General features: G+C 45.9%; 12 protein-coding genes. 4 read left to right on the top strand and 8 right to left on the bottom strand.

Going from position 1 to position 10,458, the window contains the following annotated elements; genetic code table 11:
- The first annotated feature begins 48 nt into the window (after nucleotides 1-48).
- Both J4G07_13730 and J4G07_13725 read left to right on the top strand, forming a co-directional pair.
- Entirely contained in the window at nucleotides 49-840 is a 792-nt protein-coding gene (locus J4G07_13730) for a hypothetical protein (protein MCE2415056.1), read from the top strand.
- 23 nt (nucleotides 841-863) lie between these two features.
- A complete protein-coding gene (locus J4G07_13725) occupies nucleotides 864-1,340 on the top strand; it encodes a hypothetical protein (GenBank protein ID MCE2415055.1) in 477 nt (158 codons plus the stop codon).
- Nucleotides 1,341-1,425: 85 nt separating this feature from the next.
- On the opposite strand, the gene J4G07_13720 is transcribed toward J4G07_13725, so the two are convergent.
- The 3 genes from J4G07_13720 to J4G07_13710 are packed head-to-tail and all read right to left on the bottom strand — an operon-like array spanning nucleotide 1,426 to nucleotide 2,355.
- Nucleotides 1,426-1,653 (bottom strand): hypothetical protein, encoded by a 228-nt coding sequence (locus tag J4G07_13720; GenBank protein ID MCE2415054.1) that lies wholly within the window; start codon nucleotides 1,651-1,653, stop codon nucleotides 1,426-1,428.
- 21 nt (nucleotides 1,654-1,674) lie between these two features.
- Complete coding sequence (locus tag J4G07_13715) at nucleotides 1,675-1,962, bottom strand: hypothetical protein (protein ID MCE2415053.1); 288 nt, start codon at nucleotides 1,960-1,962, stop codon at nucleotides 1,675-1,677.
- Between the two features lie 60 nt (nucleotides 1,963-2,022).
- Nucleotides 2,023-2,355 carry a tetratricopeptide repeat protein gene (locus J4G07_13710; protein ID MCE2415052.1) on the bottom strand — a complete coding sequence of 111 codons (333 nt, stop codon included), beginning with the start codon at nucleotides 2,353-2,355 and terminating at the stop codon, nucleotides 2,023-2,025.
- 162 nt (nucleotides 2,356-2,517) lie between these two features.
- On the opposite strand from J4G07_13710, the gene J4G07_13705 reads away from it, so the two are divergent.
- Together J4G07_13705 and J4G07_13700 are read left to right on the top strand one after the other, a co-directional pair.
- Nucleotides 2,518-3,243 (top strand): M14 family metallocarboxypeptidase, encoded by a 726-nt coding sequence (locus J4G07_13705; GenBank protein ID MCE2415051.1) that lies wholly within the window; start codon nucleotides 2,518-2,520, stop codon nucleotides 3,241-3,243.
- 123 nt (nucleotides 3,244-3,366) lie between these two features.
- Nucleotides 3,367-4,626 (top strand): mandelate racemase/muconate lactonizing enzyme family protein, encoded by a 1,260-nt coding sequence (locus J4G07_13700; GenBank protein MCE2415050.1) that lies wholly within the window; start codon nucleotides 3,367-3,369, stop codon nucleotides 4,624-4,626.
- A gap of 109 nt (nucleotides 4,627-4,735) precedes the next feature.
- On the opposite strand, the gene J4G07_13695 is transcribed toward J4G07_13700, so the two are convergent.
- From J4G07_13695 to J4G07_13675, 5 genes are all read right to left on the bottom strand, one after another.
- The gene (locus tag J4G07_13695) at nucleotides 4,736-5,512 is read right to left on the bottom strand and encodes a hypothetical protein (GenBank protein MCE2415049.1); all 777 of its coding nucleotides are present in this window, start codon (nucleotides 5,510-5,512) and stop codon (nucleotides 4,736-4,738) included.
- A gap of 359 nt (nucleotides 5,513-5,871) precedes the next feature.
- Nucleotides 5,872-8,214 carry a leucine-rich repeat domain-containing protein gene (locus J4G07_13690; protein MCE2415048.1) on the bottom strand — a complete coding sequence of 781 codons (2,343 nt, stop codon included), beginning with the start codon at nucleotides 8,212-8,214 and terminating at the stop codon, nucleotides 5,872-5,874.
- Between the two features lie 10 nt (nucleotides 8,215-8,224).
- Nucleotides 8,225-9,127 (bottom strand): tetratricopeptide repeat protein, encoded by a 903-nt coding sequence (locus J4G07_13685; GenBank protein ID MCE2415047.1) that lies wholly within the window; start codon nucleotides 9,125-9,127, stop codon nucleotides 8,225-8,227.
- A 6-nt stretch (nucleotides 9,128-9,133) separates the two neighbouring features.
- Nucleotides 9,134-9,472, bottom strand: coding sequence for a type II toxin-antitoxin system HigB family toxin (locus J4G07_13680; protein MCE2415046.1), 339 nt, complete (start codon nucleotides 9,470-9,472; stop codon nucleotides 9,134-9,136).
- Nucleotides 9,473-9,649: 177 nt separating this feature from the next.
- Nucleotides 9,650-10,192: a dockerin type I repeat-containing protein gene (locus J4G07_13675; GenBank protein ID MCE2415045.1), complete on the bottom strand. Its 543-nt coding sequence runs from the start codon at nucleotides 10,190-10,192 to the stop codon at nucleotides 9,650-9,652.
- Nucleotides 10,193-10,458 lie beyond the last annotated feature (266 nt).

Genomic DNA, 10,458 nt, shown 5'->3' with positions numbered 1-10,458 from the left:
TATTAACCTTGCAACTCTCAAATAGAATCAACAACGGAGGACACAACGATGATACACTTCGGGCGTTATTTCGCATTGAGCATTTCTGTGCTATTCCTGCTCGGAAACATAGTCATGCCAGCGTTAGGACAGGGAGAAAAAAAGGGAGATCTGATTGGGCATTGGACCTTCGAGAAAGGTGTCGAATTGGAGGACCTAACGGGACACTTTAGCGATATTGATCTCTTAGGTGCCGATGTGAAGGACGGAAAATTGCGTATCGGCAATAATGAATGGGCAATGACCACAGGCTATAAAGGACCTGACATCGGTCCCGACAAAACATTGGTAACGTGGCTCTACTTAGATGATTTGAACGTTACAAGAGGTGCCACATTGGCGGTCAATAAAAGCAGTGCAGATACCTTTGACGCGATCGTCTATGCGGAACGTCAACCGAAACGTTGGATGGCCGGCAGCAGCTTCTTTAGACGCACACAGGACGCCATTCCTGGATTTGAGGAAAAGGAGACAGGGAAGCTAATCCAGTTGGCGATTTCGTATGAAGACGAGGGTGGAAACGCCAAAATCACGATATATAGGAACGGTGATCGTATCGGTGGTTATACGATGGGACCGATCAAGTCTTGGGAAGCCGGTGATGTGGAAGCACTCTTTGGACCGCGCGCGCTCATCGGTGGCACCGCTCACGGTTGGATCGTTGCTCGTGTGGAAGATGCGAGAATCTACAACGCTGCTCTCAGTAAAAAAGAGATCAACAATTTGGTTGAGAACACTCTTGATGTCGAAGCGCGTGGTAAACTCGCGACGACGTGGGGACGGTTGAAACTTTCCAAATAGGAAATGATAGGTAGTTAGTGCAGATGGTTATTCGTTTCAAAAAAGGGAAAAACCGGTCGAAACACAAACCCGATACGCTTACTTGTATTCGGGACGACGGTAGTGTGACATGGACATACCTTTATCGCGAGTTTGCGCTTCAGGATTTGGCACACTACGTTGTCGAAACAACACTCGGGTTTGAAAACGCTTTTTTGGGTCTCGTAGCAAAAGGATACGATATCCCCGATTTCAACCAACCTAAAGCGGAACGCCCTTTTGAAATTCCCGAAGAAGCAATTAACACTGAGGTAATTGTCGGACTCTTACAGACAGATTTGTTGGAGAGTTTAAGAGGGAATGCAGACCGTTGTGAACTGCTTCGCGACTACGGAGCACTACTGCCAGTGAAGATCACAGATGCGCAGCTTGAGACTATGCAGCAGAAACTGCAAGCCCTGTTACAGAAGTGGCACGATTTACAGCCAGGCGAGTCAATGACCCTGCTGTTTGACATCTAAAACGCCGTAGAATATAGTAGGCACACTCCGTTGTGCCGTAACAAACTATACCTTACGGCGTTTTCAGTTTTAGGAAAATTACGATTTACTCACCGTTCTTTGTCAACCGTGCAACAATTTCTTCCACGGCACCCTCTGCGCGCTCCCGAATCTGATCCGGTGTCAGACTCTGGATTGGATGCGGAACGGTGAGCGGTTCCAATTCGCTATGACCGAGTACACGTGCTTGCACTTTGCCTGCTGCGAAAAAGACTTCCGTACAAACAGCGACACTTGGCACCCCGCGTTCCTCTAAAACACTTCCATCGTGCATACTGCACGATATACAGGACCCTCAGTCGGCAAGTCCTTCAATGACGAAATCTACTTGCTCCGCCAGTTCGACGAGCAGTTCCGTCGGCGCGGGACGCGTGAACGTCGGTTTTTTAACGTGAATTACTTCGGCAAGATCAAATCGTTCCTTCATTAATTCAGCAATGCGGTCAAGAAAAATATCACTACCGTTTTTCGTGATGTTCAATAAGCCCATCACTTTTCCATCAAAACTCTCAAGCCGTGGCGAGAGAAATTTCGCTGATGCATCGCCTTGAGAGGTTGGATCGAGTAAAGTCGTGTTTGGCATAGGAAAACCTCAATATTTTGTTGCAGGCGAGGTTTGGAACCTCGCCAATCCTTTAAGACATCATGTGGATGAACGGGACACCTCCATCTGCAGTTCCTGCGACTTTGCCATCGCGTCTTCTGCCTCTTGGATCATCCCTTTTCGTTGGTAACACATGGACAGACTGGTATATACAAGTGGATCCTTCGGGTTGATTTCTATCGCCTTCTGGATAGCCTCAATGGCTTCATCGTATAGACTCATCCGTTCATAGGCGTGTCCGAGCCCAAGGAATCCTTCGATATAGTCTGGGTAAGTTTCAATCAATTCTTTAAAACCATTAACAGCCGCTTCGAGGTCGTTTTCAGCAAAATGGGTGAGTGCGGCATCGTAAAGTTCCGCTTCGGTCGGCATCTTTTGTGTCCTTTGAGGTGAAAGTTTAACAGAATTTTATCAAAAAAGCCCGTAATTGTCAAACCTAAAATAGACCAGCAAAAACGATTGCATACTGAATCGTTTTGCGATATGCTATGCGTATATCTTTTGTTTGTTAAATTTATTGAGGAGTTCTGAAGTTTGCGCAATTACACTGAAGCTACTGAACGGCTAAAAAACTTAGATGTACGAATAGAACAACTCGGCACCGCCCACAATTACCCGATACATCAAATTCATTTAGCGTCATCCGCACATACGCCCCAACGAGTTCTTATCACGGGTGGTATGCACGGCGACGAACCCGCTGGCGTTGAGGCAGTTTTACAGTTCCTTGAACGGGACAATACCTCACGCCTAAATAAATTCTCATTCCTAATCATTCCGTGTATAAACCCCTACGGTTACGTTCATAACACACGCGAAACCCGTGATGGCATAGACATCAACCGCGCTTTTGAAACGGAGGATGTTGCCGAAGTCGCTATCGTCAAAAAAGCCCTCGGTAAGACTCAATTCTCACTTACGATAGATTTCCATGAAGACTACGATGCAACCGGATTTTACCTCTATGAAGGCAAACGGAACGAGAAATACATCGGTCCTCAACTCGCTGTCGCCGCCAAGGCGATTGGTTCAATAGATCCCAATGATCCGGGCGAAGATGCTCCCGATCTCGCGGAGGGTGTCTACAAAGTCGCTAATTCTTGGGGAACGCAAGGCTTGGCACCTTACCTATTGCATTTTCATAGTGAACATGTTATCATCTCTGAGACACCAACGGTCTGGCAACTTGAACAACGGGTAGCACTCCATCTGACGATACTGGATACCGCGCTCAAAATCATATCAGAAAGTGACGCTTAGTTTGTCTGTCCAAAATGAAAATCAACTTAAGAAAGCAGCCCGCAACAACGGCGCGGGCGGATCAAGAGAAAGGGACATCAAACATGAAATCCACTTCATCACCCCGCAAGGAATAATTAAAAAATGGAAGATCAACAGGTATTATCAAACGTCAATACTGCTTCTCAACCTTCGGGACTAAAAATCACCGATATGCGTATCGTTCGGACGCAGACAGGCGGTCCCATCTTGAAACTGGACACGAATCAAGGCATTCATGGTCTCGGTGAGGTCCGAGATGGTGCAAGTCCGACGTATGCGTTGATGCTGAAAAGCCGTATTATCGGCGAAAATCCGTGTAACGTCGATAAAATCTTTCGACAGATTAAGCAGTTCGGTCATCACGCACGGCAAGGTGGTGGTATCTGTGGGATTGAGATGGCACTGATGGATCTGGCTGGGAAGGCTTACGGCGTGCCGTGCTATCAACTCGCTGGCGGCAAATTCCGAGACAAAATCCGATGCTACAGTGACACGCCATCCCTCAGAGATCCCGAAGAGATGGGGAAAATCCTTCAAGAACGTATGAATAGAGGGTTTACCTTTCTGAAGATGGACATCGGTGTTGGACTACTTCGGGGAACACCGGGTACAATCTCCGCACCTGCGGGAAATTTAGATACCTCCAACCTGATGCACCCGTTTACCGGTATCCGACTCACTGAAAAGGGAATTGCCATATTGTGCGAATACGTGGAAACGGTTCGGGATATTATCGGTTATGAGATACCACTCGCCGTCGATCACTTCGGACATATCGGTATTGAGGACTGTATCCGCATCGCGAGAGCATTGGAGAAATACAATCTCGCGTGGTTAGAGGATATGGTACCGTGGCAGTATACCGACCAGTATGTGCGTCTCTCGAATTCGTGTGCGACGCCTATCTGCACAGGCGAGGACATTTATTGCAAAGAGGACTTTATGCCGCTGTTTGAGCGTCGAGGGATTGCCATAGCGCACCCGGATATAGCGACATCAGGTGGAATTTTAGAGACGAAGAAGATCGGCGATCTGGCGGAAGAGCACGGCATTGCGATGGCACTCCACATGGCAGGAACGCCTATCTGTGCAATGGCGAGTGTCCATTGTGCTGCAGCGACATCGAACTTTATGGTCTTAGAAAACCACTCCGTCGACAATCCATGGTGGGATGAAATGGTGACAGGTTTGCCGAATCCGATCATTGAAAACGGCTATATCAATGTTCCCGAAACCCCAGGGTTAGGTATAGACCTCAACGAAGAGGTCATCCGCGAGCATCTGCACCCTGAGGAGACGGACTACTTCGCGCCGACGACAGAATGGGATTCTGAACGTTCACACGATAGGTTGTGGAGTTAGGGATTCTGTTTGTAAGGGCGGTTTCTTATATCCGCCCTACCTCAAACAAGTTGTAGCATCCGGCAGATCGTTGAAAACCTGGAGGTTACAATAATGCCTAATATCGTATCTACCACATTTTCAGATTCGCCCACATTGTTGTGAGTTTACCATCTGCTTCGATAGCGGCAAATTCTTCGACATGGAACAGCAAATTCTCCATGAAAAGTTTTGCCATGTCCTTCGTGTTGTCATCGTTACCTGCGATATAGTATTTATCAGGCGCAATTGCCATCATCAGGAACTTACCTTTCCCGAATTCCGCTTCCATAATGACAGGTTGCCCTAAACTTTCCATCAGCACGTCAAAGCCCTTTTGAGAAGCGATGACTTCCCAGACAGTAGGCCAGCCCTGATGTCCCCAACCTTCAAACGTTTTTTGATCCATACGGTTTGGTTCGTTAAAGAGCTGATGGTCGGCTTGCAGTATTTCAAAAACTGGACTATCACGGTCGCTACGAACACAACTCAATCCAGGTGGCAACCAATCCACATTCGCTTCGTTCTGATCAGCTTGGGTCGGTTCCCAGACGAGACCCCCATTTTCGACGAAATCCTGAATCGTTTTTGCGTTCTTGTCAAGATTTTGATGCAATTCAGCGTTGTTGGTCAGCATGCTACCAATCAAAAAAATTTTAGTTTCTGCTTTGAGAGGTAGCTTTCCACCTTCAAGTGCCTTTGTCAGATCATCGTACTCAACTTTGAATTCATCCAGGGTCTGACGTAACGCATCAACTTTTGTCCACTCGTCGGCAAAATCAATAACAGCAATTTTAGCAGCTTCTACAGCAATTACACTCAAAACAAGCGTCAAAATACAGAGCCATGCAAACAAATGAGGAAACATAAGTTAATCTCCTTACGCGTAATGCGTCTTTCCACGAACTGAAAGAACCTGAAAATATTGATAGTCCCGGAAGACATAGCGTTGATGCTACGTCTTGTGGATGTCTCCTATGATTTGAAGGGTTTTTGCTAAATTGGTGCCATCAGGCCTCACATACACATTATAGCATAAATCCAAATTTGCAAAAAACACACATTGGCAAGCGAAACAGACAGCGATAAACGCCATCAGAAGCAGATGCAACTCCCTGTTCGCCGGGTCGTGCGTGGACTTCAAAGTTAAAAGCATTAAGTGCTTGAGTAGTATTGACTTACCATGTGTGATGGCTGAACCACTTGCTATAGCCGATCGGGGAACACTCAAAAGGCGTTTGCGACCGCCACCAAATCCAAAATATTGACGACCCCATCCGCATTCACATCTGGCGCATTTTTGCCAAACGCATTTGCCACAGCAACCAAATCTAAAATATTCACAATACCGTCCGCATTGACATCGTGACTATCGGTCGTTCTTTTCAGGTAGATTTCGCCATCTAAGTCAGGGAGGATATGAAGGGTGTTACGTAAACCACTTTCTACACCTGTTGCCTGTTCTGATAATTGAATAGCTTGGGGAGCACCACTACGGTTATAGACTGCCCAACCGTTTGTGAACTCGCGGATAAATAAGCCATCTCGGTTTTGGTAGCGTTGTGCCTTTTCGCCAATAGGTTGTCCGAGGTCAGCATCCCAGAAGTCGTAATAGTAATGGTGATGTTGGTGGTCGTGGATTTCACCACGGGCATGCTCGGTTGAATGTCCTTTCCAAATTTCATAGACGTGAGTATGTATTGTACTGCTGATACCAGAAACATACTGGACATAACCATCGGAATGTGTCAGGCTTAACGTCGTAAATAGACGCATCCAACGACGGTTTGCTAAACTATCAAGTGGTTCGGCTTCAATTCCCCAACCTTCCAAACTGTTTATTTGAGGATATTGGAAATTTTCTTCTGACCATAACAATGTACTTTCAATTTCAGAAAGTCCAGCGTATGTGTAGCCACCCTCGTAATCCCGCAAGGTTTCCATGAAGGTCCCGTTTACGTAAGGAGTTGAGCGCGGGACCTGACTGCGATTTGTGTTGACAAGGATTAGAAAATCGTCCCCAGCAGCTTCACGGATACGACGGAGTATTGAAACCTTCGCGTTCACTTCTACTTCAAGGTCGTAATAGCGTTTTCCTGTTTCGCGGTTGTAGAGTGCATTCCATTCTTCGCTCCACCAATCGAAGAAAATACCGTCATAGAGACCACATTCAGCAACTGCGACAGCCTGCTGAACAAAAAAATCTTGTGCCTCGGGGATTGTGAAATCAATAAGCAATTCACTCCATCCAACATCTTGGACACGATTGCCGTTCTCGTCTCTTAACCAATACGGCCAATCTTCAGGAAACGTATCTGGATGCACACCATAATAGTAAATGCCAACGAGGAATAGCATGTTTGGATTCTGTTCCAAGAGCGTATCACGTTGGTTTCTCGCCGCTCTCAAGTCCCCAACTAATTTTACACCCTGTTCGGTCTCTGCAAAGCTAAGCCCGAACAGAGGACAGCAAAAGTGTAGATCGTGATAGGCAAGGCGTTCCAAATAAGATAAGGTCGGGAGGTTTATAATATTGTGCCATGCCGAGAAGATAGATGGATAATTCCTATTTTTAACCCTATCTATCGTGCTAACTCTCGGTATTTCGCAGTAACCGAAATCAACACCAGACAACCCACTGATAGAACTATAGTCCGTAATCGGGTTATCTCCTAACATCAACACTTTGAGATTAACCAAATTTGCGATAGGTGCTACATCCGTAATCTGATTTCCAGACAAATTGAGTGCCTGTAAATTCGTCAAGTTTGTCAACGGCGTAATATCCGAAATCCCATTGTCGTAGAGTTTTAGCACCTCTAATGACACTAAGTTCGCGAGCGGTGTAAGGTCAACAATCCGACTGCTACTCAAATGTAAAAAATGGAGATTTACAGCATGCTCTAATCCTTGAAGATTCGCTATCTCAGACTCTAAAACTACCAAATCCCCAAGTCGACGCATCTCTACATCCGTTAATGGTATTTTTGCTGGTAGTCCAAGTTTTTCTCGAATAACTCGTTGGAGGGTCGGATCCGGTATCTCAATCACAGTAGGAATAAGATGGGCAAAATGTGGAAATTTGGCAAGCGGGCTAAAATCAGCAATAGGGTTTCCAGCAATAGTTAACTCTTCCAAGTTTGTTAAATGAGTTAAGGGTGTTAAGTCGGTAATCTGGTTATCGTGCAGTTGGAGGTGCTTCAAGGCAGTTAAGTTTGAAAGCGGTGTGATATCCGAAATGTTATTGCCGTATAACTTTAAAGTCTTTAATGAGAGTAGTCCCGCGAGGGGTGTTAGGTCAGAGACTTCAGCCGGGGCGATATGCAAAAAGCTAAGATTTATAGCGTGTTCCAAGCCCTGTACATTCTTAATACCTTCATTTATACTCACAAGATCATGCAGGCGATGAATCTCTGGGGGTATTAGCGGAATGTGTTCAGGAATTCCGAGTTTCTTGCGCACTGCCTGTTGCAAGTTCTCATCCGGCATCCACGCCTCTTGTGCTGATGCAGCACCACAGACGATACAGCCCCCCATAACGAACACAAGTAGTGTGTAAATGCGTTTCATCACTTCCTCTTTAATTTTCTCCAAGGTATTGGGTGATGTTGGTTTTGATATCTTCACGTCCCTGCTGTTCCATCAATTTTAACGCCGTTTGAAAATCAGGACGCGCCGCGACACTCTGGTTGAGGGCAAGTTTTGCCGCACCGCGATTGTAGTGTGCCTCTACAAATTGAGGTTTCAGGCGGATGGCTTCGTCAAAATCAGTGATGCCAAGTTGGTGTTCGCCAATCAACGTTTTCGCTGTGCCCCGATTGTAGTAAACTTCGGCGTAATCCGGTTTCAAGCGGAGTGCCATATCGTAGGCAGAGATGGCTTCTCTTACCCAACCACCCTCCGAAAGGATATTACCCATTGAGAAGAAGGCGTGGATAACTACCTCCGTTTTGCTCCACTCTAAGATAGCAGCAGGGGGATGGTTTTTTTCAAGTTCCTGCATCTCTTCTGGTGTGAGGTCCCGTATCTCTAAGATTTCCCATTCGTCGTCTTGTTCAACGAGATCCGCTTCTATCGGTTCTGGTGGGAGATCTAACAATTTTGGAATGTTCTCGGTCTCATACCTTTCAACGAGAAACCCAACAAGCATCATCAGGGAGGCAGCAGGATGGTGTACATTTTCACCTACTGTAAGAACTAACTCTTCCAGCAGGAATGAAAGCTGCTTGTAGTCACGCCTCAATACAGTGTTGAAACTAAGGCTTTCGTCTCGATTCCCAATCTCAATTAGCAACTCCAGTACGTATGCAAGCCAGCGATAGTCACTTTCTGAACGGGGGGCAGACTTCACAGCTTCGAGAAGTGGAGCCGGTTGTGTTATAAAAGGAGCTTGTTTCTGGGATTCAAGCAGGCTCGGCTTCGTAGGGGGCGGAGGCACCAATAAGGGCAATACATTTTTTGTTGTTTGTGTACTAGTTGACATTATTTTTTAAATCCTCCTGTCCCACTTATCATATTCTGCGTGCGTTAGAACCTTATGAACGGTAACACGTTGCAATTGGTACTGTATGGATACGATAAGACGCGCTTTGTTGCCGCCAATGTTGAAAACTGTCGCGATCGCTTCTATACTCACGTGAACGCCAACAGATTGCCTCCTCTGCACTTTTACTCGGACCGGGTCAGCATGCGGAAATATTTCTCGTAACTCAATGATCGAACCGAAATTTTCTCGCTCCATCAATTCAAGCCACCTATCAATTGCCGATTTAGAATTCGGATGTTTCTGTGAAAATTCAGCCAATTTTTCTTGATTTCTAATATGCATCGAATATGTATGAAGTCCGCGTTGGTGCTTTGTTATTATCCACGCGTACTTAGTTCTTCACTCAATGGCGCAGGAAGCTTAATCGCAACGCTATCTATTATACCATACCAAAGTTTAGATGGCAAAATCGAATTTGAAAAGAGGAGTCTGTTGGTTTTCTGGTAGTTCCTAATATTCCTACTGCCCGAACGCATTTGCCACAGCGACCAAGTCCAAAACATTGACAACGCCATCGCCATTTACATCCGGTGCTTTTTTGCCGAACCCATTGGCAACCGCAACCAAATCCAGAATATTCACAATACCGTCCGCATTGACATCGTGACTATCGGTTGTTCTTTTCAGGTAGATTTCACCGTCTAAGTCAGGGAGGATGTGAAGGGTGTTAAGCAAACCACTTTCTACACCTGTTGCCTGTTCTGATAGTTGAATAACTTGAGGGGCACCACTGCGGTTATAGACTGCCCAACCGTTAGTGAATTCGCGGATAAATAACCCATCTATCGTGATACCTTTAGAGGTTTTGTGGAGGACCCCCTTGCTTTCATCACCACCGATCGGACGACCGAGCGGGGCATTCCAGAAGTCGTACCAGATGTGTTCGTGATGCGGAACAAATTCGCCTTTCTCATCAAACCCGTTGAAAAAATCCGATCGTCCCGTCGTGTAAAGGATATATCCATCAGAATGTGTTAGGCTCATTGTCGTAAACAGCCGCATCCAACGTTTGTTTTCAGGGGCATCGGGAGAATATTGCCCAAACCCTTGGGGACGAAGCGAATTGATTTGCGGGGATCGGAGATTCTTTTCATTCCAAAGGAGGGTATCTTCTACCTCTTGAAGGTATTTGTAACTATAACGCCTTGTGCTAATTGTTTTTCCTTGATTTGAGAGCAGATAGGTTTTCTTTTTCTGTGAATGTATCCACCCTTATGTTATCCTATAAGTTCACCTAAACAAAAGGAAACATAAGGATGGACTTACAG

This window comes from Candidatus Poribacteria bacterium, from assembly GCA_021295715.1.
GTDB lineage: Bacteria > Poribacteria > WGA-4E > WGA-4E > WGA-3G > WGA-3G.
This window is presented reverse-complemented; position numbering and strand designations above follow the sequence as displayed.